The sequence below is a fragment of the Enterococcus sp. DIV0800 genome (assembly GCF_050559735.1).
GTDB lineage: Bacteria > Bacillota > Bacilli > Lactobacillales > Enterococcaceae > Enterococcus_A > Enterococcus_A devriesei.
Genome location: NZ_CP187898.1, coordinates 423848 through 446355 on the forward strand (window position 1 = coordinate 423848; position 22508 = coordinate 446355).

A 22508-nucleotide genomic window follows, 5' to 3' on the forward strand; every position below is an offset into this window, starting at 1 on the left:
GAAAAGGGGCAAGAATGATGAAGAGAGTTCTAGCAGATGTAAAAGGCCACTTAATGAGTGGAATCAGTTTTGTACTGCCGTTGATTATTGGTGCTTCGCTAGTCGTTGCGATTCCGAAAATGATCGCTTTGGGGATGGGACTAACGAGCTTAGACCCATACGCAGAAACAGAAGGCTTCAAACATGCTCTTTATTTAATCGAACAAGTTGGTTGGACGGGGATCGGTTTAATCAATACGGTGTTAGCAGGTTTTGTGGCTTATTCGATTGGTGACAAAGCGGCTTTAGGTGCCGGTTTTATCGGTGGCGCGGTGGCAACCAGCACCAATGCAGGCTTTCTTGGCGCTGTGATCGCCGGATTCTTAGCAGGTTACTTAGCGAAATGGTCAAAAGAAAAAATCAAATTACCAGAATCATTCTCTGGTGTGATGCCGTTGGTTATTTTGCCGCTGATCGCGACATTATCGGTGGCGCTCATAATGGGAGCACTATTATCGGAACCACTCGCCTTGATCAATACGAGTCTCGTTGATTGGATTCGTAACATGATCGCAAATGATGTAAATAAAATCTTGCTTGCGATGATCATGGGAGCCATGATCGGCTCTGACTTAGGCGGACCGGTAAATAAGGCCGCTTGGATGGCTGGCAATGTTTTATTAGCAGAAGGCGTTTATTTACCAGCAATTATTGTGAATGTAGCGATTTGTGCCGTACCGCTTGGCTATGCTTTGGCAACTTTATTCCATAAGAAACGTTTCAATCAAGAATTATTAGACGCTGGCCGCAACAATTTTATCATGGGCTTCATTGGAATCACGGAAGGAGCGATTCCTTTTACCTTAGTCAGCCCGCTAAAATTAGTGCCGATCAATATGATTGGTGGCGCGATCGCCTCTGGTTTAGGAATTGCTTTTGGGATGTATGACAAGATGCCTCCAGTCGGTGGGATCTACGGGTTCTTTACAGTCGGCAATGGCTGGGCCTACTTATTAGGACTTTTCTTAGGTGCTGCCTTCATCGGTTTTGTGGCACCACTATTTGTGAACTTCAATAAACAGGAAGAACAAGCAGAAGAAATCGAATTAGACGATATTGATATCAGCTTTGAAAATTAGCAAGAAAAGTTTTGCAAACTCGCTCAGACTTAACAAAATTTTCGCTTATTGCCGAAAAATCTAGTTTGCTAAACTAGACAATAAAAATTAATAGGCACTGACGATGAAAATCGTTAAGTGCCTATTTTAATCAAACGAGAGGAACTTTTGCATGAAAAAAACAGTACACGTCGTACCACATAGCCATTGGGATCGCGAATGGTATTTTACTACCAGTCGTTCAAAAATTTATTTGATGCATGATTTGAAAAAAGTGTTGGAGCAGTTAGAAAAGGATGATCCTTACGATAGTTTTATTTTAGATGGTCAAGCTTCGTTGTTAGACGATTACCTAAATTGGCGCCCGCAGGATAAAGAGCGGATCAAGGAATTAGTGAAGCAAGGCAAACTGATTATTGGTCCTTGGTATACTCAAACGGATCAGCTGGTGATCTCAGGAGAAAGCATTGTACGAAATATGTTGTACGGGATGAAAATTTGTGAAGACTTTGGCGATTACATGAATGTCGGTTATGTGCCGGACTCCTTTGGACAAGCTGCCAGTATGCCGCAGATTTATCGCGAATTTGGGATTAGCGACACGATGTTTTGGCGTGGGGTGAGTGACGATGAGGTGGCTCATACAGAGTATCAATGGCGTGGCGAAGACGGCTCGGTCGTAAATGTCTATCAAATTCCGAGCGGTTATTACATTGGTGGGGCGATTCCTGAACGATCAGCTGATTTGGCGGAGTTTCTACATCAAGAGCCGTTTGAAACAACTTGGGGACGCAGCTCGACGGATCAGGTTTATTTTCCAAATGGTTTTGATCAAGCGCCTGTACGAGAAAATTTACCGGAGCTGGTCGATCAAATGAATGCACTATACAAGGATGAATACGAGCTGCAATTCTCAACGATTGAAAAATATATCGCCGCGGTCAAAGAACGTCAACCAGAATTAGAAGAGATCGCCGGAGAATTGATCAATGGAAAATTAATGCGCATCCATAAAACGATCTTCTCGTCACGACCAGACTTGAAGGCCTTGAATACTCAAATCCAACATTATTTAGTGAATGTGATGGAACCGATCTTGACGATGGCAATGCAATTAGGCTTCGAATATCCGGTGGAAACGATCAAAGAAATTTGGAAATTGATGTTTGAGAATGCCGCTCATGATTCCATTGGTTCGTGTGTTTCGGATACGACGAATGAAGATGTCTATATGCGATACAAACAGGCGCGGGATATTTCTCTGAACTTAGTTGAATTGACCTTGCGTCAAATCTCCACAGCCATCAATAATCCGCAAGCGCAAGAGATCACCTTCACGCTCTTCAATACCTATGACACTATCCGTGAAGGAGTGATCGAGGCAGAGGTGTATTTGCCGCAAAAGGAATTTGCGATTTTAGATCAAGCGGGGAATACCTTTCCTTACACTATCTTAGAGCTGGTAGATCAAACAGAATATGTTTTGAATCAAGGGAATGTACTGAATTCAGTCAAAGAAATCTATCTGCCTGAGAAAGTTTACAAAGCCAAAATAGCGATCGAAGCAACAAAAGTTCCTAGTATCGGCTATACCCAATTAACGATTGATCTAAAAGGTGATAGCAGTACAGCCTTGCAAACATCGAAAACACCGACGCTTGAAAATGAACATTATCAAATCACCGTCAATCCGAACGGCAGCTTGGATATTTTAGACAAAGCCAATGAAGTTCTGTACAAAAATCAAGGGATTATTGAAGAAAACGGCGATGATGGGGATTCCTTCAATTACTCGCCGCCAGTCAAAGATTTCATAGTTTCATCGATGGATACTGAGCCAAAGATCACGATTCAACAATCAGATATCTATCAATCTATCCGTTTAGAATTCCTGTTGAAAGTCCCGAAAAATTTAGCTGAACGTGCTAAAAAGCAGGTATCTGAAGAGCTGCCGATCATCCTCGAAGTGGCTTTGAAGAAACAATCTCCATTACTAGATTTCAAATTGACTGTGGACAATCAACGAGTAGACAGCCATCGTGTTTGTGTGCTGTTTGATACAGGGATCGCTGCGAAGTTTTCAATCGCTGATCAACAATTTGGAACACTGCAACGTCCCGTTGTTTTCGAAAAGGAAATGGCTCTGTGGAATGCTCACAAAGACCAATGGAATGAACAACCGATCGCGATTGAAACATGTCAGTCATTTGTTGGTTTATTTGACGAAGATCACGGGGTTGCCGTCATGCCAAAAGGAGTGCGGGAGTTTGAAATTATCGGCGAGCGATTCGAGACGATTTGTTTAACGATTTTTCGGACATACGGTTTCATGGGAAAAGAAAATTTGATGTATCGTCCTGGTCGCGCATCCGGTGAGTCAGTGATCGAGACACCCGATGCTCAATGTCATAAAACTATGAGTTTTGAATTTTCACTTGCTTATTTCGCGCAAAGCTTTGATCAAGCGAATGTTGCGCAATTGGCGAAGCAGGCGGTCACTCCAATCGAAGTCTATCAATACGCGGAGTTTTTAAACTCTCGTTTGATCTTCACGCTAGGTGAGGTGGCAAAAACATTGCCGGCAAGCTTTAGTCTATTTGAGATTAATGGTAATTTAACGTTGAGTGTGTTGAAAAAAGCAGAAGATCGCCCAGGCTATATTTTACGGCTATACAATGGTTTGCTAAATGAAGATGGGCAAGCGGCTATCAAATTCAGCCACGCGCTTCTTTCAGCAGAAAAAGTTGACTTGAAAGAAAAAACAAAGGAACCGCTGCCAATAAATAATGATACAATAGAGCTTGAAAACATCGGACACGCGAAATTCGTAACTCTGTATGTGGAATAAAACTAAATGATTGTGAGTGAAGCTTAGTGGAAAAATTATTTGGCGGGATCGAAGCCGGCGGTACAAAATTTGTTTGCTCTGTAGGAAATAATGACTTAGAAATCATCGAACGGGCCAGCTATCCGACAACTACACCGGAAGAAACGATGGCGTTAGTGATCGGCTTCTTTAAGAAATACGAGGAGCAGCTAGTCAGCATCGGTATTGGTTCATTTGGTCCAATCGATATTCATCGGGATTCGAAAACCTATGGCTACATTACATCAACACCGAAGTTAGCGTGGCAAAATTATGATTTTGTCGGCGCAATGAAGCAGCATTTCGATTTGCCGATGGCATGGACGACCGATGTGAACGCAGCTTGTTATGGCGAATACGTGAAAGGTCGCGGCGATGGAGTCAACAGTGTGGTTTATTACACAATCGGTACCGGTATAGGTGGTGGCGCGTTACAAAAAGGCAACTTTGTCGAAGGCTTTAGTCATCCAGAGATGGGGCACGTACTGGTTAGTCGCCATCCAGAAGATGATTTTGAAGGTGTTTGCCCTTTTCATGGCCATTGCTTAGAGGGGATGGCTGCTGGTCCGGCAATTGAAAAACGCTTAGGCCGCAAAGGGCAAGACTTGAGTGAAGATGATCCATTTTGGGAGATCGAAGCGGATTACATTGCTCAATGTGCGTATAATACTACGTTGATGTTTTCTCCTGATGTAATTATTTTTGGCGGCGGTGTGATGCAACAAGAGCATTTAGTCAAAAAAGTTCGCACGCGCTTCAAAGAATTGGTCAATGACTACGTGAAAACACCAGCTTTAGAGGAATATATCGTCACGCCAGCATTAGGCAATAATGCCGGAACGATTGGCTGTTTGGCTTTAGCACGTGAAGCAAAGTTACATTCATAAAAAAGGCCTTCAATTTTGTGGTGCCCCCAGAGGTTAGATTCTTGGTCTAACTTTTGAGGGGAGTACATTTTTAAGGCTTTTTTCGTTTCTTCAAGAGTTAAGTGAAAGCAATCAGATAATTTTGTTTTCAATCGAAAGCTTCGCTATAATTAATTTATTAGAGTGGGAGGTTGTTTATGAAAGGGACCTTTAAGCAATTTGAAAAACTGATTAGCACGATTGTTGATATTATGTTGGCGTTATTAGTGATCGTCGTGGTGATTGTCATGGCGGAGGGAATTATTAATATTGTGTCACACGTGATTCCGCTTAGTTCGATGGAGGATTTATCTTTATTGATTGAAGAGATCGCCACGCTGTTTATTTTACTTGAGGTCATCTTGATGCTGATGCGTTACATCAAAGAAGGCCACCACATTCCGGTCCGTTACTTGATTTTGATCAGTATCACGGCCATTTTACGGGAGTTGTTATTAGCTCAAGGAGATGGTCTACATTCGCTATTGCTTTCCAGTTCGATCTTAGTTTTAGTATTGGTGCTGCTGATTTTAGAAAAAGTGAAGGCTTTTCATAAGGCCGATCATTAAAAAGTGAGACAAAAAATTCCTCATCCATACGGGTGAGGAATTTTTGCTTAGGCGGTAACCGTTTTGCGTGATTTTAAAATATATTGGATACCGGTATAGAAAATAATAACAATCACTAAATAAGTAATGATCGTAATATCAAGTCCCATCAAGAATTGCGAAGCGATGATGACCCCGGGAATTCCTCCAATCGTGATGGCTAAGGCGATTTTTCTTGAATACGCTTTTTCACGAATGAAGTTGATACTTGCGACTGGCTGTAGCCCAGCACATGAGCACATCATAATCGGAAAGGCAGCCAGGGGTGTCATACCTAGCATGTAGACCATCGCCATGCAAGGAGCGTATAAGCCGACACCGACAGTCATTAACGCGCCGAAAAAGAAGTTCCCCACAATTCCGATCACTAATTTTGCTCCGGTCAGACCCATCGCAGTATTGCCTTTTCCTAGTAACGCAATCACTTCTGTTTGTCTTAACAGCATTAAAATAGCTGTGATCAGCAAGGCCCAGCCAATCCATTTTTGAATCGCTGTTTCGGAAAGTTTTGTCACAAACTTCGATCCGAACCAAGAGCCGACGATCGCTGCTAAAATCAACGTGACTAAGGTCACTGGGTCAACTTCGATGACCGTGACGAAAATCACTGCCTCGGTCAACACAGGAATCGCGTGGCCGACATTTAAAATCCCCGGCAGCTTGCGGTCATCCTTGTTTTGCTTCGTAACATTCAGCATCATGGTCGTCAGCGCGAAGCTTCCGATTCCAATCGTGTCAGCGAAGTCAGCGATAAAACCGATGATTCCATTGATGATCCAATTTCCCGGGCCGAGGTCGTCACGATGCATCAACACGTCACGTACTAGCATAATTGCTTGAAAAATAATTAACCCAATCAAAATATAAAAAATAATCTGTGCCATAACTCACGCTACTTTCTCTGTTTTTTAATAATTATAACAATAAATGAAATAGAAAAACCACAATAACCAAAATTTTTGTGATTGATTGAACGAATAGGTGGAAATTAATGGTTGAAATCGGTAAGAAATGCACGGCTGGCGACAGAAAGTAATTGTTGGTCGCGATAAAGAAGCCCGATTTGGCGAGATATAGGAACATCGAGTGGGCGCAAAGCCACATTGTAAGCTAAACGCTGCAAAATTAATTTTGGTAAAATACTAATACCTAATCCTTGTTCAACCATAGACAAGATAGAATAATCATCCCATGTCCGATATTTAATATCTGGCTGGATTTGATAGTTTTCTAATAGCTCCGTAATGTCGAAAGTACCTTGACGCTCTAAAAGGATAAACGGTTGATCAATCAAATCTTGAGGCGAAATTGATTTCTTTGCTAACAAAAGATGGTCGGCAGGTAAAACAACCAGCTGTTCATCACTTGCTAGAAACACTTCGATTAAGTCAGTCTGAGCCGGCAAACGTGAAAAGCCAAAATCGACCCGACCTTCAAAGATCCATTGCTCGATTTCTTCATAGTCTCCTAGCAGTAATTCGAATTCGATTTTAGGGTATTTGATTTGAAATTTTTTGATTGCTGCCGGCAGCCAATGGGTCGCGACACTGGAAAATGTACCGATCCGAATTAGGCCTGTATCTAAATGTCCCAGCTCGGCCAATTGGTTTTGCAATGCTTGATATTTTTCCGCCAGCTCTTTGGCAAAGGGCAGGACATTCAACCCATCAGAGGTTAATCGCAATCCCGCTCTCCAACAACGGAAGCCCCATTCTTGTTCTAAGTCATTAATCATTCGGCTGATACCAGATTGGGAATAATTTAAAACCTTCGCCGCTTTAGTAAAGCTGCCTAATTCAACCGTTTTGACGAAAGCGATATATTTTTGAATATTCATATCCATAATAGGCTTCTCCCTTCTATCTGTTTTTCTCATGCTAAGTATGTTAAAAATTCGTTTTTGTAATTGATATACCTATGATAAATTACAGCTAGCAACTATTCAATGTAAAGGAATGAGAGTAATGGTTTTGGTAAGTGAGATTTTTACAGATGGTCCCAAGAATTATAGCACGGCGTTGCAAAAAGAGGTCTACCACGCATTAGCAAAGTTGAAGCTTGATTTTCAACGTGTCGCTACGGATGAGGTGATCACGATGGAGGACTGTCAGCAAATCAATGAGCGGTTGTCGATGGATATGGTGAAGACTTTATTTCTCTGTAATCGACAAAAAACAGCTTTTTATTTATTCGTAACGAGTGGAACAAAGCAATTTAAAGCGAAGGATTTTAGCCAGGCCTTACAAGTCGCTCGGGTTTCTTTTGCTTCAGCGGATCAAATGGAAAGGATGCTGGAAACTCAGATCGGAGCTGCGACGATCTTTAGCACGTTAATAGCAGAATCAAAAGAAGTGCAATTAGTGCTAGATCAAGAGGTTGTCGAAAATGAATGGTACGGTTGCAGCGACGGAACGACGACCGGCTATTTAAAATTACGCACCACAGACGTGTTGGAAAAATTTTTACCTTTTGTTCAGCGTCAGCCGAAGATTATAACTATCTAAAAAGAAAAAGCCGCTAAAAAATCAGAAGGATAAACTGATTTTTTAGTGGCTTTTAGAATGTCTATTTGGAAATCTTTTTCAATTCAAAGCAGGTTTTCTTCTTATTCTAGAGAACTTACTAATGAAGAGAGCTCTTGATTTTTACAGCAATGAATGACGCTCGACTCTTTTAAAAATCAGCCTCGATGTAAATATCTTCGCCGGCGATTTCATCATCGATCACGTCGTTCCATTTGTCAGCGGGAATCTCTTTAAAGGAGACTGAAACGACGTTAGGTTCACAACCTAATTCATTTACGACAAGGTTCTGCAACTTGTTAGCGAAGTCTTGCTTTACTTCCTTCGAACGACCTGGATATAATCTTACGGATAAATGGGGCATATTTTTTTCCTCCTTTTTTTTATGATTAAGACCATTCAGTCCCAATTTTCGCTTCGCGAGCACGCTCATAAATTTTTTGTGCCGTGACTAAATCTTGTGCGCCAATGCCAACGGTTTTAAATACGATGATTTCATCAGCTTGCTCACGACCAACAATGTTTCCGGCTAGCACGTCACCAATATCACCAGTGAAATCTTTTTTGGTGATCCGTCCTTCTTCCAGTGGAATCAAAATATCACCGGCTTCAGAGAGCACGGCTTCTTGGGAATCAAAATAAATTTTCGCCGACCGCTCTAAAATCACCGGGTCCATCTCCTGCATGTGGGGTTGATAAGAGCCCACACAGCTAACAGTTGCGCCTGCTTTGACCTTGCTGCCATCAAAAACCGGGGAAGTAGCAGGGGTGACAGTAATGATCAAGTCTGCTTCACTAATGGCTTCATCAGAAGTTTCCACTGGTAAAATTTTGGTCCCATACCGCTTCAGCTCTTGGTCCATTTTTTCGGCGAAGGCTCTAGTGCGTTCGGAATTTTTGTCATAGACGAAGACCGTTTCTAACTCTCGAACGCAAAGCATAGCTTCTAATTGGGCAGCGGCTTGTCCGCCGGTGCCGATCAATGCACCTCTTTTCGCGTCTTTCCGGCCTAAAATGTCCAGGGCGACACCGGAAGCTGCGCCCGTTCGTAATTGGGTGACTGTGGCACCGTCTAACAAAGCGTTGACGTAGCCGGTTTTTCCATCCACTAGTAACACTTGCGCTGGTGCGGAGGACAAGCCCTTGTCGATATTGTTGGGAAAAATATTGATGATCTTCAAAGCGGCAGCATCCAAATCAGGGGCATAAGCCGGCATGAATAAAAATGTCCCATTTTGTTTTTCTGAAACAATCTGTGTTCTTAGCGGGACATCGGTCTTACCGTCACTAAATAATCGAAAGGCCAGCTTATCCGCTTCAATCGCATCTTTCATAGAAAAAACGTGGCGGATGTCTGTAGGGGATAAAAGTAGCATTAAAAAACCTCCTTTTCGTCTTGTGAAACCGTCTTCTTACTATTAAGATTATAAGCGATTCCCTTCGATGCTTCAAAGTTATTTTGATTTTTTTAATTATTATAATGATTGTTATAAAAAATAGATCTTACCACATTTGAAATCTTGTCTGAGTGTTTAATTAACGCTATTTATTATTATTTCCATTTTTTATTTTACCAATTAAATAGTTATTGAAAAGCCTTTCTCTTTTCTATATACTTTATTTGGAGATAGCCCTTACATACAAGCGGGTGGAGGTGAAAGAATTGTCAGCGTATCGTTTATGATCATGAAAAAAAGGATACTTAGAGTCTCTAAGAACGGGCAGGAATTCTTTCATCAACACTAGCGTGACGACATTATTTGTGACTAGCTGCACGATCTGTTGTAACTAGTCAAAACAGCGGGAATTTTCGGCTTGATGAAAGTTTTCCATGCAAAAAAATTTGATATGGAAGAAGGATTTAAAGTGAAAAAAAGAGTAAACGGAATGGTAATGATTTTATTGGCAGTCTTTGCTGTCGTAGTAACTGGTTGTGCAAAAGGGGATGCGAAGGAAGATCGTGCTGAAGCTGATATCGATTGGCAGATGATTACACCTAAGGATATGAAAAAAGTGATTGAGAGTGAGTCGAAGGACAGCTATCAAATTATTGATATCCAACCAGAATCAGACTTCAAAAAAGGCCATTTACCGAATTCAATCAGTGTCCCAGCCTATCCAGTGGATACAGAGAAGCTTGAAAAAGTGGTTGTAGATCATGCGGATCAATTTAAAGAAGGGGATAACCCAATCTATGTTGTCTGTCCTGGCGGCGGCAGCGGCGCGAAACGTACAGTTTCTATTTTAAGTGACGAAGGGGTCGATGCTTCACGCATGCATATCATTGAAAACGGCGCGAAAAAATGGCCGTATAAAGATGACAAAAAACTTTGGGTAACGGAATAAACGACTAGGCTTAGAGGGGAAAACTTTCTAAGCCTATTTTTTTCCGTCTGTTCCAAGCATAATTTATTTTTTTGAATTCTTCTGTTTTCCCATTTTTTATCAAGTATAATGAATTGAAAATGGAGTGTTTGGAGGAAATATGGAAAATTCAAAGCAGCTGAAATTAAATTTACAATATATCGGGATGCAGGTTCCTTATTGGATGGGCTACTCGGTTTTAGGAACTTTCACTTCTGTGTTTTTGTTATCACGGGATTTTACGAATGGGCAGATTGGAATGGTACTGGCATTGGCAAATTTATTAGCGGCGATCGTTCAGCCGTTTTTGGCTTCGTTTGCTGATCGGATGACACGTATTCGGCTGTCGCAATTAGCCGCAGGGATGGCGGCTCTGTTAGTTTTATTTTCTGGCGTCTTAGTCCTTTTGCCGAAAGAATTCTTGATTGTCGCGGTGGTGTATGTGCTGCTGTATGCTTGTTTAGTTTTGCTGCAGCCATTGACGATTGCAATTGGAACTTTTTTTATTAGTCGCGGCTACGGATTGAACTTTGGTTTGGCTCGTGGGTTAGGCTCATTGGCTTTTGCCGGGGCAGCGGCGGTAACGGGGGTTTTGATTGAAGCTTTTTCGGCGAATATAATTTTATTTTTATTGATTGGCATTTTTCTTTTCTTTATGGTGATTACCTTGTTTTTAGATACACGAAAACACGGGGGCAATTATTCAGACTCTTTGTTAGTGGTAGAGACGGCTGAAGATCAGCTTGAAGAACCGATTGATCTTTTTTCTTTTATGAAGAAGTACAAACGTTTTATGGGCTTATTGGCAGGCGCCTCTTTATTATTTGTTTTTCATACGATCGTCAATAGTTATATGTTCCAGATCATGCAGCCTTTAGGCGGCAGTGAAGCAAATGTTGGTACGTCGTTGTCTATCGCCGCATTGAGTGAATTGCCGACGATGTTTTTCTTTTCTTGGTTGCTGAAACGTTTTAAGATTCATTCCTTGATGCGTGGTGCGGCCCTTTTCTTTTCAATCAAAGCGCTGATTATTTTATTTGCAGGAAATCTTTTTATGATTAATTTGGCTCAAGGGTTACAAATGATCGGTTTTGCGATGCATACGATGGCATCGGTCTATTATACCAATCAAATCATTCCCCAAAAGGATTTAGTCAAAGGCCAGACACTAATGGCAATGGCCAATACAGTTGGCGGTATTATTGGTTCACTAGTAGGGGGTCAAATGCTGAACTTTCTGTCCGTTCAAGCCATGTTGTTGATTGGAACCGTGATCTCGATTATAGGGACTGTAATCGTATGGGGGACAGTTCAGCGGACTAGCTGATTGTGTTAGGCGTTTTAGTTTCACTTCTTTTTAAAATAGGCTAGAGTAAGAATAAAGTCTATTTAGAGGAGGTCCTTTATGAAACGTTGGCATTATTATTTAGTTTTAACGTTGATTGCGGGGCTTTTTGTGATGCCTCAACTCTTTACTCATAAGCTGATTTTAGGCGCGGACTCGTTGTTTCATTACAATCGTTTTTATGAAACGGCGGAACAAATCAGAACTGGAACTTTCAGTTACTTTATTTCAATATTTGGCTTTCAACAATCTGGTCGCATCGTGAACGCGATTTATGGACCGATTTTTTCTTACTTGCAAGGTGTGCTAGTCTTGCTTGCTGGTAGCTGGTTCAAGTATCAAGTCCTATCGAATTTCTTAGTCTATTTGATTGCCGGCTGCTCGCTGTTTAAACTGTTGAGCTATGCAAAGGTCCGTGAATCAACAGCTCTTTTGAGCTCCATTATATTCATGACGACTTATTCGATTAATTATTGGGTCTTGAACCAAGGGTTTACTAGTTGGGGAACCAGTTTGCTGCCACTGTGTCTGTTGCCAATCATCGATATGAAGAATCAGCGCTTTCCAATCTTGAAGGTTGCGGTGAGTATCGCTGTCATGACTCAGATCCATATGTTAACGGCGGTGATGGTGAGCTTGATTTATCTGCCTTTTTTCATTGATTATGGTATTAGGCAAGCAAGCTGGTCTAATACGGTGAAAGATTTTTTGAAGTCGTTAGTTCTATATGCCAGCTTATCCAGTAATGTTTGGCTTAGTTTTTTTCTGATTAACTCCGGCGACCAGTTAAAAATGCCTTTTACCAATCAGCAGATGAGTGAAAAGGCGATCGATCTTGGCGGTTCTTATTGGCTGCAGTATCCTAAATTTTTATGGCTGCTGCTGGTTGCCAGTCTTTTGCTGTGTATTTTTTATTGGCGCAGACTGGAACGTTTTACGAAACAATTAGTTATCATTGGCGGATTGTTTTTCTTTCTTTCTACCGGTATCGTTCCGTGGGATTGGTTAATCGCTCATCAGGTTCCGTTTGTTTCACTCGTTCAATTTCCTTTTCGTTTTTTCGCCCCCTTTACTGTATTGTTCTTCTTATTTACTGCGTTGATGTTTGAACAATTGCCAAGGAAAAAAAGCGCACTGGTCCTTTTGGCAATTGTTAGTTTGATCAGTGTCGGTCAAAATCTTCAGGTTCTTATACAAGAGTTACAACGCTGGGACAATCAGAGCTTGGCTGCCAAGCATACCTTTGTCCAGGTGCCGGAAGCGCAAGCACGAGCCAGTTTTTTTGCGGCGGATCTGGATTTGGCATTGCGGTCGGTTGAAAAATCCAGCCCGGATTATTTGCCGATCTATCACGAGAACAATGAAAATAAATACGTAAGTTATGAGAAGCAGATTTTAGCAGAGGGAAAAGACTTTTCTAAAACGATCAAGCATGGGCAGCTGCAAGTGAGTTGGACCGCCAAAAAAGCGGGAACGACTCAAGTACCTGTGATCGTTTATCAAAATACGCGACTGTATTCGGGCAATCAAGAAATCCAGCCGCTGGCTTTATCAGATATCGGTACACCGACTATCAACCAAGTAGCGGGCAAAAATACGATTCAGCTGCGTTACATGCCGCCTGTTTATGTGACCTGGCTCTTGTTTGGCTGCGGAATCGGTTGGCTGCTGTTGCTTTTTTGGATCGGGTATCAATTTTTCAAAAAATGAAAGGGGATTGTCATGGAATTTATTGGCATTTTAACGTTGATTTTATTTACAACAACGATCGCTGGACATTTTTCAAGGCGGATGGGCATTCCATCCGTGATTGGACAGCTGTTAGTCGGGATTCTGTTAGGGAATGCGGGGCTGAGGTTTGTGCATCCGGATATTTTAGTTTCGGATTTTTCGGAGATCGGCGTGATTATTTTGATGTTCTTAGCCGGCATCGAAAGTAATTTGAAGCTGTTAAGAAAATACCTTCGTCCGAGTCTCTATGTGGCCGTCTTAGGAATTATTTTTCCAGTGGCACTAGGTACAATAAGCGGCTATGGCTTTGGGGTCGCGCTGGATGAATCTTTTTTCTTAGGGCTAATCTTAGCGGCGACGTCGGTGAGTATCTCGGTGGAAGTATTGAAGGAGTTGCGAGCGATCAATACGAAAGAAGGCTCGACGATTCTAGGGGCTTCAGTAGCGGATGATCTATTAGTTATTTTGATCGTCAGCTTGAGTATGTCAATGCTGACAGGTGAACCGACGGCTTCTGCTAAATTACCGTTGATTCTAGTGGAACAAGTCTTATACTTCTGTGTCATTTTCTTTTTGGTTCGCTGGGGTGCGCCGTATTTGATGCAATTAAGCAATAAATTATTGGCGGAGTCTTCGGTGATCATTGTTTCGCTGATTATTTGTTTAGGAATGTCTTATCTCGCTGATTTGGTTAGCTTGAGCTCGGTCGTCGGTGCTTTTTTTGCAGGGGTTGCCATCGGTCAAACGAAAGTCCGACAAGAAGTTCAGTTGAATGTCGAGGCGATTGGTTATGCGGTCTTCATTCCCGTCTTTTTTGTGAATATCGGGTTGGAAGTCTCCTTCACACGGTTGGTTCCACAAGGATTTTTCATTTTAGCTTTGACTATTTTGGCGATCGCTTCTAAGCTGTTAGGTGGGTTTATCGGCAGTCGGTTTTCTGGATTTTCAAAAAGTAGCAGCTTGATGGTGGGTTCTGGTATGGTTTCTCGCGGTGAAATGGCGCTGATTATTTTACAGCTAGGTTATCAGGCGGAGCTAGTCCGTCAAGATTATTATTCCGCTTTTATTTTGATTATTCTATTCACGACTTTAGCTTCGCCATTTTTATTAAAATATTTTACGCAGCGGGTTCATGGATGATTCAAGGAAATTTTTAAGAGAAAGCTTCGACAAATGGCTAACTTTGGCTTTCTTTCGAGGGATCAGGTAAACTATTTTTAAAGGACAAGGAGTGAAGTAAGATGACGAATTATGATAATGAAAAAAAACGCCGATTAAGAGGCTCAATGGCACCAAAAACAGATGACGATGTAGCGTTGGCGGGGACTAATTCTAACGAAACAGAACATAAATCAGAAGCAATGGCCGGCAGTAATTCCAGTGAACCAAAGGAAGTTGCTCGCTCTGGCTCAAATGCCGTAGATGAAGAGCTTCCCCATAAATCATTGAAAGAAGAAGTAAAAGAACTGATCGAAGACGTCGAAGAAAAATTTGACTCTAAGAAATAATCTTTGAAAATAGACAAGCAATGGATAATTATTTAGAAGTCTACACTCAGTGGTATCCAAACAATTATGGGTTAAGTGATTACCCATTGGAATGCCATGTGACCTATGACAACAATGAAAGAAAAAGCTTATTTCAGCAATTAACGAAACCACAGCAAGAACTGGTTAATCAACAAAAAAAATATCAGGTGCGTTCGTTGTTTTTGCAAAATCAATATTTATTTACCTCTGACTGGGAGTTTGTTCGCCTGAACATTGACGATGACTATGAACGAGGCAAACGTAGTCAGCTAAAATGTGATTGTGGCCGGCCTCTGAAGTATCAATTTGTGATCGAGTCGAAGCAAACCGGTCAAGAGGTTCATTTAGGGATTCAGCACTTTAAAGATCATCTAGGAATTCCCCAGAGCATCGCGGAGGATATCAAAAAAGGCGTGGCTCATGTTGATCTAGCCTTAGATGAACTTTTATGGCTGACCGCAAAACCGATCGCCTTTCCAGAAGATCTATGGCAACGCTATGTCTTTGCTTATTATCGCAACAACACACTCCGGCGACCAATTGCTTTGAATCAAAAGCTGGCGGATCGTGTCTTAGCCTTTCGTCAAGTAGAGATGCCTCTATTTATTGCGGATTATTTGGCAGTCTTAGGCGAGATCAATCAAGTCGATCGAGAATTCTTCGATAAAAAGGAGTCGTCATTCTTAGCGGATAAGCAGGCCTTTGAAAAATATTTAACTGATTTTGATCAAGATATCGTGACGCCGCTATATCAAACGCGGATCTTTTTTGCACGCAGATTAACAGACTTTATTAAATTGGATCAATTCGTGAATGAAAATTATGAAGCAGCAAAGAACCGCTATTTTGATGAGATCCTGTCATTTTGCTTATCGCTAAAAGGAAAAGCAGGTATTGCCCGGGAGAAAGCTATCCGTAATTTCATTACCTATCATGTAAAAAAATATGAGGGACAAACAATCATCCCATTTATTATTAATAAATATGAAACGTATCAATTCACTAAAAATTTCTTTTTTGCTATTCCAAAGGTTTATCGTGTCGGGATTCGCCAAGCCATTAAACGCAAACAAGAAAGACGTCATCTAAAAAATAGAAAAGCAGCAGAGCTGGGTCAATGATTGACCGCAGCTCTTTTTTTAACTATAAAGGAAGTATAAATTTTTCACATGAATAAATCGCTTGACAGCAGGTCTAGCCATGTCCGGCTTCACGAACTAGCTTTATCGGCAATAAGCCAAACGATTTCGACATCGTTAGGTCTTATTACTCAGCTGACTCCTAATTAGGAAATCATTTTTCCAAAAATACGAAAAATGATTCTGATTGTTATTACGCATACCATTTTTCTAATCTCAATCAAGCGAGCAGAAAAACTGGCAAAAAGCTGAACGAGTTCGCGAAAGCCTTTCTCAAGTAAGGCTAATTGAGGCTTGAATACGCTGTGTAATTTTTTATTTTTATGAGATAATAACAAGAATAAAGAGGATCATTTTTAGGAGTTGAAAACGAATGTTTGATTCGCAAAAGGTCAAAGAATTAAATGAATTGGAGCTGATGGTTTACCGCTATATTTTGGAGCATATGGAAGAAGTCTACAGCATGACGATTCGCGAGCTCTCCGATAATTGTCACGTGTCCACTTCGACGATTTTACGAGGCTTGAATAAGCTGGGCTACTCAGGCTACTCCGAATTTAAATACGCGTTAAAGGAGGAGCTTTCGCAAAAGCGCCAATCATTTGAAGCGTTTTATGATGCGAATGTCCATGTCGATGCCTTTCTAAAAAAAGTCAATAACGAAAGCTATCATGCGGTCCTTGATCCAGCGGTGGATTTAATTTTAACCAGTAAGCATTTGGTTTTTACCGGGATTGGAACAAGCGGAACGCTAGGAACCTACGGCAGCCGCTACTTTTCTAATTTGAAATTTAACGCCTACGCAATCACGGATCCGTTTATCCCGGTTCCAACGAGAGGGTTAGATACAACTTTGGTGATCACCTTGTCTGTTTCCGGTGAAACAACGGAAATCATTAAACAAATCGAGGACTTTAAGCGTTATGGGGCAAAAATATTGAGTATCACCAATGATCAGCACTCTACGATCGCGCAAATGGCGGATTTCAATATCTCCTATTATATGCCAGAAGTTTCTGGTCCCGATCCCACCGATGCGGCAATTAATTTAACGACTCAAGTTCCGGTGATCGCGCTGTTAGAGATTCTTGCTCATCAAGCCTATCAACAAGAAAACAATGCTAAGACTGAATAAACGGTCTTGGTATTGCTTTTTTTATGGCTTTTTATACTAAGAAATAAAAAATTGTTTTTTTGTTTGGAACATGTTTCTCACTGTTCCAAAAGTATTTCAATGAGCGCGGCTATCCCTTATGATGAACTTGTAAACGGATACAATGTGGAATGGCCATCGCAGCAAAATAATTTTTTTAAAGGAGAATCTTTTATGAATCAGTGGATTAACGAGAAATTATTACCCCCTATTTTAAAATTTGTAAATACCAAAGCAATTACGGCGTTACGTAATGGGATGCTATACACGATGCCCTTTACGATCGTTGGTTCAGTTTTCTTATTGTTAGCGAATTTTCCGGTTCCAGCCGTGTCAGAATGGGTAGCCAACAGTGGTTTAGATGTTTATTTTAACGAAGCGTACGGCGCATCATTTGCTATTATGTCAATTTTTGCTGTTATGGGTATCGCAAATTCATATGTTAAAGAAGAAGGCTTTGAAGGCTTGCCAGCAGGGATGATTTCTTTAGTTGTCTTCCTTTTGACACAACATTCAACTGCCACCAACGCAGAAACGAAAGCGATGGTTTCTAACGTTATCGATAAAACCTGGACAGGCGGTCAAGGAATGATCAGCGCGATCTTAGTTGGTTTGTTCGTTGGTTGGGCTTACTCTTGGTTCTTGAAACGCGACATCCGCATTAAATTGCCAGAACAAGTTCCGGCAAACGTAGCCAATTCATTTACTGCTTTGATTCCAGCGGCAGTGATCACCACTTTCTCATTAGTGGTTTATATCATCTTTGATAAAGTATTTAACACGACAGTGGTCGAAGCTATCTATAAAGTGATCCAAACACCAATGCAAGGGGTAACTGATACCTTTGGTGGTGCCATGATGTTAGGCTTCTTGGTTCCATTCTTGTGGTTCTTCGGAGTACACGGTTCAACCCTAGTCGGCGGGATCATGGGTCCGATTCTACAAGCCAACTCTTTACAAAATACAACGATTTTAAATTCAGGCAAAGAATTAACGGTTGCTAACGGCGGACACATCGTAACACAACAATTTTTAGATCAATTTATGACAGTGACTGGTGCAGGGATGACGATTGGGATCGTGATGTTCATGGTTATGTTCGCGAAATCTGCTCAGTTCAAACAATTAGGACGTTTGGCTTTACTACCAGCCTTCTTCAATATCAATGAACCAATTTTATTTGCTACACCGGTTGTGATGAATCCAATCATGGCAGTACCATTTATTTTGACTCCAATGGTTTCTGGTGTAGTAACGTACTTCTCACTATACACCGGCTTAGTACCATTATTTACAGCGGTTCAAGTTCCGTGGACCACACCACCAATTATTTCAGGATTCTTAGTTGGCGGCTGGAGAACAGCTGTATTACAAGCATTTGTTCTAACACTAGGATTCTTCATCTATCTACCATTTGTTCGTAAAGTAGATTCATTGAACTACTTGCAAGAACAAGGAGAAAGTGTAGAACAAATCGAAAAAGATTTAGCAAACGAAAATAAAACAGCCGAAGGTAATGCAACGGTTTAATCAAAGATAAGAGGTAGGAGCATGAGTATTTTTAAAGAAAACTTTTTATGGGGCGGCGCGGTTGCCGCCCACCAATTAGAAGGCGGCTGGCAAGACGGCGGCAAAGGGATCAGTGTGGCAGATGTGATGACAGTAGGAGCCAATGGTGTTCCTCGTCGCATCACAGAAGGTGTCTTAGCGGGAGAAAACTATCCCAACCATGAAGCGATTGACTTTTACGGACGTTATAAAGAAGACGTGAAGCTTTTTGCAGAATTAGGATTGAAATGTTTTCGGACTTCGATCGCTTGGACAAGAATTTTTCCTAAAGGGGATGAGCCGGAGCCTAATGAATCCGGCTTACAATTTTACGATGATTTATTTGATGAATGTCTAAAATATGGCATTGAACCGGTGATTACGTTATCTCATTTCGAGATGCCTTATCATTTAGTGACAGAATACGGCGGTTGGCGCAATCGCAAAATGATCGATTTCTTCGCTCGTTTTGCAGAAGTTTGTTTTAACCGCTACAAGGACAAAGTCAAATATTGGATGACCTTCAATGAAATCAACAATCAAGCAAATTTCCAAGAAGACTTCGCTCCTTTTACGAATTCTGGTTTGAAGTTTGAAGCAGGAGAAGATCGGGAAAAGATTATGTATCAAGCCGCTCACTATGAATTGGTGGCAAGTGCCAAAGCAATTGAGCTTGGTCACAAAATCAACCCTGATTTTGAGATCGGCTGTATGATCGCGATGGTTCCAATCTATCCTTACTCTTGCAGTCCGTCTGATATGATGGCGGCAACAGTGGCAATGCAGCGCCGTTATTGGTTCACCGATGTTCATTGTAAAGGCCGCTACCCAAGCTACATGAAACGTTATTTTGAACGGAAAGAATTTGAGTTAGATATTACGGCTGAAGATGAAAGCCAATTAACCAAAGGTACCGTCGATTATATCGGCTTTAGTTATTACATGTCCTTTGCCATTAAAGATCATGATAAAGGTCCCGCTTATGATTATGATGAAGCTCACGACTTAGTGAAAAACCCATATGTCAAAGCGTCTGAATGGGGCTGGCAAATTGATCCTACCGGTTTACGCTATGCGATGAATTGGTTCAACGATCGCTATGAATTACCCTTGTTTATCGTAGAAAATGGTTTTGGCGCAGTGGATGAAATCACCGAAGATGGGGGCATCCATGATGAGTATCGAATCGAGTATTTACGTGAACACATCGAAGCGATGCAAGAAGCGGTAATCTATGACGGAATCGACTTAATGGGCTATACACCTTGGGGCTTTATCGATCTAGTTTCTGCCGGCACCGGTGAAATGAAAAAACGTTATGGCTTTATCTATGTGGACAAAGACAATGATGGCAGCGGAACCTTGAATCGCAGCAAAAAAGATTCCTTCTATTGGTTCCAAAATGTGATCGACACCAATGGCGAAGTATTGGAAGAACAAGGAGTGGCAAAAAATGAGTAAAAAAACGATTATGTTGGTTTGTAACGCGGGAATGAGTACCAGTATGCTCGTTACTAAGATGCAAAAAGCAGCGTTGGCTAAAGGGCTAGATGTGGATATTTTTGCCACAGCGGCGGCTGACGCAACAAATAAGATCCAAGAAAAAGAAATTCATACTGTTTTGTTAGGACCACAAGTTCGGTTCATGCAAAAACAATTCGAAGAAAAATTAGCGCCGCTAGACATTCCTGTTGATGTGATCAATATGACCGACTACGGTATGATGAACGGTGAGAAGGTACTTGATCAAGCCGTCAGTATGATCAAAGGATAGGAAGTGAACGGATGCAAGAAGAAAACTTGGAAGCTGTGATGGGTCTGATCATTCATGGCGGTAATGCCAAAAGTAACGCGATGGAAGCAATCCAAGAAGCCAAAAATGGTGAATTTACTTTGGCCGATGAAAAAATCAAGTTGGCGGAAGAATCATTAGTTGAAGCGCACCATTCACAAACAGGACTGCTGACTAAAGAAGCGCAGGGCGAACACATAAGCTTAAACTTGTTGACGGTACACAGTCAAGATCATTTAATGACGTCCATCGCCTTTACCGATTTAGCCAAAGAAATCATCGATGTTTACAAAAAAATCAGTGCATAAGAAATCCCGTTCCATGAATCTCGTTAATTCATGGAGCGGGATTTTTTTATATTTGTTTTTGACTGATTGCGACAAATATTTTTTTGACGATATCTACTTGTACGTCAACGGCAAAAATATTTGAAGGAACGTTGATTTTTCTTGGAAGATCAATCTCAAGAGCGGCTAACGCGGCAAGACCATTTTCGGGGACGAGATAAAGCCCCTCTGGATTAACGTTGTCGATAAGCCCTCGTAATGAAATCAGCTTGATTGAAAAACTACTACCGAGTTTACGTTCTAGCTGTAGTAATGGCTGTCGATAGGGCTTTTGAACAAATGGAGAACTGGAGAGGACCATAGCTGGAATAACAAAATAAATAGTTTGCGTGACCAAAGGATTCATCTTCCTTCAACGTTTTATAAAACGAATTGTTCTATCGATTTGAAGATAATAGTATACCGTTGCTAGGTAAAAAGCAAAGGATTTTTTTAGCAGGCTTTCCTTTTTTTGGGGAGTCTTCTTTCAGCCCTTCGGCATTTCTGATGCTTTAATTTACGGTTTGATATACGCGTATCCTTTAGCTTGAAGCTCAATCAAATCCAGCACACCAGCGGGGACGACTTCAACGTTTTGTGGCAGTTGCGCAGCCTCGATTTTATTTGCTCGCATGGCGTTGTTGCAGGCGTGGAATGTAATTCCAGCAGTTGAAATAAATGATTGATTTTCTGGCGCCAAGTAGCCTTTAATTGCACCACCGTTAACTAAGACAACAATTTTGACCTCTACGGGTTCCTTTAATAAATTTTTGACATTGCTGGCGGTCTCTGACCATTTTGCTAATTCGTCGATATGGAAGACGACATTCATATTCTCACCTTATTTCTTAATAATCATATTGATAGCTTGTTCCAATTTTTCCGCTTGTTCAGTGGGATCGTTCTCTGGATGTTCAAAACAGTTTTTTAAATTTTCAGCGACGATCATCCCCATCACCCGATCAATGCTGGAACGTACGGCACTTAATTGAGTAATTACATCGATACATTCCTGTTCTTCATCAATCATTTTTTGTACACCACGAATCTGGCCTTCGGTTCGTTTTAAGCGATTAAGCATTTTATTTTTTTCTAATTTCATTGGCAGACGCTCCTTTATTTCTATAAGAATATACCTACTTAGGGTATCCCTCGTCAAATTTTATGATTTGAGGGAAAGTGGACTAAACAGAATCGTTGACACAATTAATTTTTTTATGATAAAAATACCCTTGTAGGTATATTAAAAAGAATGTGAGGAAAAAGCAAGTATGTTTCATTTATTTCAAAAGATCCCGACTATTTCAACACAGAAACTAGCTGAAAGACTGAACCAATCAATTGTTTTGCTAGATGTTCGTACCCCTAGTGAATACCGGGGTGGGCATATTACCCAAGCAATCAATCATCCATTAAATAAAATTGATAGCTATCAAGGAAAGAAAAAGGAAGTTTATGTGATCTGTCAATCGGGGATGCGTAGCAAACAAGCAGCCAAGCGTTTAAAACAAATGGGCTACGAAGCAATCAATATTCAAGGTGGAATGAATCGTTGGCAAGGTTCGACAAGAGGAGGTAAATAG

General features: G+C 41.1%; 24 protein-coding genes. 17 read left to right on the top strand and 7 right to left on the bottom strand.

Going from position 1 to position 22508, the window contains the following annotated elements:
* Positions 1 to 17 precede the first annotated feature (17 nt).
* The 4 genes from IGI54_RS01955 (at position 18) to IGI54_RS01970 (ending at position 5437) form a co-directional block, all read left to right on the top strand.
* Complete coding sequence (locus tag IGI54_RS01955; protein WP_430621025.1) at positions 18 to 1118, top strand: PTS fructose transporter subunit IIC; 1101 nt, start codon at positions 18 to 20, stop codon at positions 1116 to 1118.
* A 151-nt stretch (positions 1119 to 1269) separates the two neighbouring features.
* A complete protein-coding gene (gene mngB / locus IGI54_RS01960) occupies positions 1270 to 3945 on the top strand; it encodes a mannosylglycerate hydrolase (protein WP_430621026.1) in 2676 nt (891 codons plus the stop codon).
* Positions 3946 to 3971: 26 nt separating this feature from the next.
* A complete protein-coding gene (gene scrK / locus IGI54_RS01965) occupies positions 3972 to 4850 on the top strand; it encodes a fructokinase ScrK (RefSeq protein WP_430621027.1) in 879 nt (292 codons plus the stop codon).
* Between the two features lie 176 nt (positions 4851 to 5026).
* Entirely contained in the window at positions 5027 to 5437 is a 411-nt protein-coding gene (locus tag IGI54_RS01970) for a phosphate-starvation-inducible PsiE family protein (RefSeq protein ID WP_071861534.1), read from the top strand.
* Between the two features lie 47 nt (positions 5438 to 5484).
* On the opposite strand, the gene IGI54_RS01975 is transcribed toward IGI54_RS01970, so the two are convergent.
* Both IGI54_RS01975 and IGI54_RS01980 read right to left on the bottom strand, forming a co-directional pair.
* A complete protein-coding gene (locus IGI54_RS01975; RefSeq protein ID WP_071861533.1) occupies positions 5485 to 6360 on the bottom strand; it encodes a TSUP family transporter in 876 nt (291 codons plus the stop codon).
* A 104-nt stretch (positions 6361 to 6464) separates the two neighbouring features.
* A complete protein-coding gene (locus IGI54_RS01980; RefSeq protein WP_430621028.1) occupies positions 6465 to 7319 on the bottom strand; it encodes a LysR family transcriptional regulator in 855 nt (284 codons plus the stop codon).
* A gap of 121 nt (positions 7320 to 7440) precedes the next feature.
* Between IGI54_RS01980 and IGI54_RS01985 the strand changes: the two genes are divergently transcribed.
* Positions 7441 to 7980: a prolyl-tRNA synthetase associated domain-containing protein gene (locus IGI54_RS01985; RefSeq protein ID WP_430621029.1), complete on the top strand. Its 540-nt coding sequence runs from the start codon at positions 7441 to 7443 to the stop codon at positions 7978 to 7980.
* A gap of 169 nt (positions 7981 to 8149) precedes the next feature.
* On the opposite strand, the gene IGI54_RS01990 is transcribed toward IGI54_RS01985, so the two are convergent.
* Both IGI54_RS01990 and IGI54_RS01995 read right to left on the bottom strand, forming a co-directional pair.
* Positions 8150 to 8362: a tautomerase family protein gene (locus IGI54_RS01990; RefSeq protein WP_071861530.1), complete on the bottom strand. Its 213-nt coding sequence runs from the start codon at positions 8360 to 8362 to the stop codon at positions 8150 to 8152.
* A 25-nt stretch (positions 8363 to 8387) separates the two neighbouring features.
* Positions 8388 to 9374 (bottom strand): ornithine cyclodeaminase family protein, encoded by a 987-nt coding sequence (locus IGI54_RS01995; RefSeq protein ID WP_430621030.1) that lies wholly within the window; start codon positions 9372 to 9374, stop codon positions 8388 to 8390.
* Between the two features lie 490 nt (positions 9375 to 9864).
* Here IGI54_RS01995 and IGI54_RS02000 point away from each other — a divergent pair, with 490 nt between their 5' ends.
* The 11 genes from IGI54_RS02000 (at position 9865) to IGI54_RS02050 (ending at position 20907) form a co-directional block, all read left to right on the top strand.
* On the top strand, positions 9865 to 10344 hold the full coding sequence (locus IGI54_RS02000) for a rhodanese-like domain-containing protein (protein WP_430621031.1): 480 nt from the start codon (positions 9865 to 9867) through the stop codon (positions 10342 to 10344).
* 139 nt (positions 10345 to 10483) lie between these two features.
* Positions 10484 to 11689, top strand: a complete 1206-nt coding sequence (locus tag IGI54_RS02005) for an MFS transporter (protein ID WP_430621032.1) — start codon at positions 10484 to 10486, stop codon at positions 11687 to 11689.
* Positions 11690 to 11767: 78 nt separating this feature from the next.
* A complete protein-coding gene (locus IGI54_RS02010) occupies positions 11768 to 13417 on the top strand; it encodes a hypothetical protein (protein ID WP_430621033.1) in 1650 nt (549 codons plus the stop codon).
* A gap of 12 nt (positions 13418 to 13429) precedes the next feature.
* Positions 13430 to 14578 (top strand): cation:proton antiporter, encoded by a 1149-nt coding sequence (locus IGI54_RS02015; protein WP_430621034.1) that lies wholly within the window; start codon positions 13430 to 13432, stop codon positions 14576 to 14578.
* A 101-nt stretch (positions 14579 to 14679) separates the two neighbouring features.
* Positions 14680 to 14946: an rRNA processing protein gene (locus tag IGI54_RS02020; protein ID WP_071861524.1), complete on the top strand. Its 267-nt coding sequence runs from the start codon at positions 14680 to 14682 to the stop codon at positions 14944 to 14946.
* A gap of 20 nt (positions 14947 to 14966) precedes the next feature.
* On the top strand, positions 14967 to 16088 hold the full coding sequence (locus IGI54_RS02025) for a hypothetical protein (protein ID WP_430621035.1): 1122 nt from the start codon (positions 14967 to 14969) through the stop codon (positions 16086 to 16088).
* 391 nt (positions 16089 to 16479) lie between these two features.
* Entirely contained in the window at positions 16480 to 17241 is a 762-nt protein-coding gene (locus tag IGI54_RS02030) for a MurR/RpiR family transcriptional regulator (protein ID WP_071861522.1), read from the top strand.
* A 192-nt stretch (positions 17242 to 17433) separates the two neighbouring features.
* Positions 17434 to 18789 carry a PTS sugar transporter subunit IIC gene (locus IGI54_RS02035; protein WP_071861521.1) on the top strand — a complete coding sequence of 452 codons (1356 nt, stop codon included), beginning with the start codon at positions 17434 to 17436 and terminating at the stop codon, positions 18787 to 18789.
* A 21-nt stretch (positions 18790 to 18810) separates the two neighbouring features.
* A complete protein-coding gene (locus IGI54_RS02040) occupies positions 18811 to 20268 on the top strand; it encodes a 6-phospho-beta-glucosidase (protein ID WP_430621036.1) in 1458 nt (485 codons plus the stop codon).
* A complete protein-coding gene (locus IGI54_RS02045) occupies positions 20261 to 20581 on the top strand; it encodes a PTS sugar transporter subunit IIB (protein WP_430621037.1) in 321 nt (106 codons plus the stop codon). The genes IGI54_RS02040 and IGI54_RS02045 overlap by 8 nt, the downstream gene beginning before the upstream one ends.
* A gap of 11 nt (positions 20582 to 20592) precedes the next feature.
* Entirely contained in the window at positions 20593 to 20907 is a 315-nt protein-coding gene (locus tag IGI54_RS02050; protein ID WP_430621038.1) for a PTS lactose/cellobiose transporter subunit IIA, read from the top strand.
* A 46-nt stretch (positions 20908 to 20953) separates the two neighbouring features.
* Here the strand turns inward: IGI54_RS02050 and IGI54_RS02055 are convergent, their stop codons facing one another.
* From IGI54_RS02055 to IGI54_RS02065, 3 genes are all read right to left on the bottom strand, one after another.
* Positions 20954 to 21292, bottom strand: a complete 339-nt coding sequence (locus tag IGI54_RS02055) for a hypothetical protein (RefSeq protein ID WP_430621039.1) — start codon at positions 21290 to 21292, stop codon at positions 20954 to 20956.
* A gap of 150 nt (positions 21293 to 21442) precedes the next feature.
* Positions 21443 to 21757: a DsrE family protein gene (locus IGI54_RS02060; RefSeq protein ID WP_216430870.1), complete on the bottom strand. Its 315-nt coding sequence runs from the start codon at positions 21755 to 21757 to the stop codon at positions 21443 to 21445.
* Positions 21758 to 21766: 9 nt separating this feature from the next.
* Positions 21767 to 22027, bottom strand: a complete 261-nt coding sequence (locus IGI54_RS02065; protein ID WP_071861515.1) for a metal-sensitive transcriptional regulator — start codon at positions 22025 to 22027, stop codon at positions 21767 to 21769.
* Positions 22028 to 22196: 169 nt separating this feature from the next.
* Between IGI54_RS02065 and IGI54_RS02070 the strand changes: the two genes are divergently transcribed.
* Positions 22197 to 22508, top strand: coding sequence for a rhodanese-like domain-containing protein (locus tag IGI54_RS02070; RefSeq protein WP_071861514.1), 312 nt, complete (start codon positions 22197 to 22199; stop codon positions 22506 to 22508).

Bases quoted from the DNA above. Each gene is read 5' to 3' on its own strand.
- IGI54_RS02070 (WP_071861514.1), top strand. From the start codon at position 22,197: ATGTTTCATTTATTTCAAAAGATCCCGACTATTTCAACACAGAAACTA.
- IGI54_RS02030 (WP_071861522.1), top strand. From the start codon at position 16,480: ATGTTTGATTCGCAAAAGGTCAAAGAATTAAATGAATTGGAGCTGATG.
- IGI54_RS02050 (WP_430621038.1), top strand. From the start codon at position 20,593: ATGCAAGAAGAAAACTTGGAAGCTGTGATGGGTCTGATCATTCATGGC.
- IGI54_RS01985 (WP_430621029.1), top strand. From the start codon at position 7,441: ATGGTTTTGGTAAGTGAGATTTTTACAGATGGTCCCAAGAATTATAGC.
- IGI54_RS02020 (WP_071861524.1), top strand. From the start codon at position 14,680: ATGACGAATTATGATAATGAAAAAAAACGCCGATTAAGAGGCTCAATG.
- IGI54_RS02065 (WP_071861515.1), bottom strand. From the start codon at position 22,027: ATGAAATTAGAAAAAAATAAAATGCTTAATCGCTTAAAACGAACCGAA.
- mngB (WP_430621026.1), top strand. From the start codon at position 1,270: ATGAAAAAAACAGTACACGTCGTACCACATAGCCATTGGGATCGCGAA.
- IGI54_RS01990 (WP_071861530.1), bottom strand. From the start codon at position 8,362: ATGCCCCATTTATCCGTAAGATTATATCCAGGTCGTTCGAAGGAAGTA.
- IGI54_RS02005 (WP_430621032.1), top strand. From the start codon at position 10,484: ATGGAAAATTCAAAGCAGCTGAAATTAAATTTACAATATATCGGGATG.
- IGI54_RS01975 (WP_071861533.1), bottom strand. From the start codon at position 6,360: ATGGCACAGATTATTTTTTATATTTTGATTGGGTTAATTATTTTTCAA.
- IGI54_RS02015 (WP_430621034.1), top strand. From the start codon at position 13,430: ATGGAATTTATTGGCATTTTAACGTTGATTTTATTTACAACAACGATC.
- IGI54_RS01970 (WP_071861534.1), top strand. From the start codon at position 5,027: ATGAAAGGGACCTTTAAGCAATTTGAAAAACTGATTAGCACGATTGTT.
- IGI54_RS01955 (WP_430621025.1), top strand. From the start codon at position 18: ATGAAGAGAGTTCTAGCAGATGTAAAAGGCCACTTAATGAGTGGAATC.
- IGI54_RS02010 (WP_430621033.1), top strand. From the start codon at position 11,768: ATGAAACGTTGGCATTATTATTTAGTTTTAACGTTGATTGCGGGGCTT.
- IGI54_RS02025 (WP_430621035.1), top strand. From the start codon at position 14,967: ATGGATAATTATTTAGAAGTCTACACTCAGTGGTATCCAAACAATTAT.
- IGI54_RS01980 (WP_430621028.1), bottom strand. From the start codon at position 7,319: ATGGATATGAATATTCAAAAATATATCGCTTTCGTCAAAACGGTTGAA.
- IGI54_RS02040 (WP_430621036.1), top strand. From the start codon at position 18,811: ATGAGTATTTTTAAAGAAAACTTTTTATGGGGCGGCGCGGTTGCCGCC.
- IGI54_RS02045 (WP_430621037.1), top strand. From the start codon at position 20,261: ATGAGTAAAAAAACGATTATGTTGGTTTGTAACGCGGGAATGAGTACC.
- IGI54_RS02035 (WP_071861521.1), top strand. From the start codon at position 17,434: ATGAATCAGTGGATTAACGAGAAATTATTACCCCCTATTTTAAAATTT.
- IGI54_RS02060 (WP_216430870.1), bottom strand. From the start codon at position 21,757: ATGAATGTCGTCTTCCATATCGACGAATTAGCAAAATGGTCAGAGACC.
- IGI54_RS02055 (WP_430621039.1), bottom strand. From the start codon at position 21,292: ATGAATCCTTTGGTCACGCAAACTATTTATTTTGTTATTCCAGCTATG.
- IGI54_RS01995 (WP_430621030.1), bottom strand. From the start codon at position 9,374: ATGCTACTTTTATCCCCTACAGACATCCGCCACGTTTTTTCTATGAAA.